Below are 636 nucleotides of genomic sequence, written 5' to 3'. Positions count from 1 at the left end.
TAGCGTGGAACGTTCATCCGGCTACGGGTACGCCTGACACTGATATTCTGTTTAGCTGGACGGGCGGCGAACCAGGCGCGAACGGTTATAATCTGGTGGTGTTTGAATCGGACGGGGTAACTATTACCGACGATCAAACTACAGCGGCATTAACCGCCAACGTGAACGAAAGCGCGGGAACGTACACCGTAAAAGTGTATGACAAGGGTGGTCGTAATGACCCGACGGCGCATGTAATCGAACAACAATTAACGCTCACTACTCTGTTGCATTGGGTAGATCATCCGACTACGGCGACCGCTGGTGACACGGTTAAATATTCGTGGGGTGATGGTACTAAACCATCGGGAGGGTATTTGGTAACTGTTACAGACCCTGATAATACCAAAATTCAGGATGGGGCAATTGATAATACTGAATATAGTTTTATCGCTGCTAAAGCTGGTAATTATTCTGTATCTGTTACTGATAATATTACTACGCTGAATGAAACGCTGGTAGTAGCCGCGCCGCCTCTGGCAGTGTTTGACGTTAACGATTATAACGCTATGCGCTCTGTATTCGTTAATGGAACTGTTAACGGCGTTGCGTTTGATGGTTCTAAAAACGTAGGATTATTCGCTGGTGATAAACTGG

General features: G+C 46.7%; 1 protein-coding gene. It reads left to right on the top strand.

Features of this window, described 5'->3' with window-relative positions:
- Positions 1-98: 98 nt before the first annotated feature.
- A partial coding sequence (locus tag QYM41_RS17645; RefSeq protein ID WP_368801073.1) for a hypothetical protein occupies positions 99-636 on the top strand: 538 nt, incomplete at its 3' end.

Source organism: Kocuria oxytropis, from assembly GCF_040981195.1.
Classification (GTDB): Bacteria; Actinomycetota; Actinomycetes; order Actinomycetales; family Micrococcaceae; genus Kocuria; species Kocuria oxytropis.
This window is presented reverse-complemented; position numbering and strand designations above follow the sequence as displayed.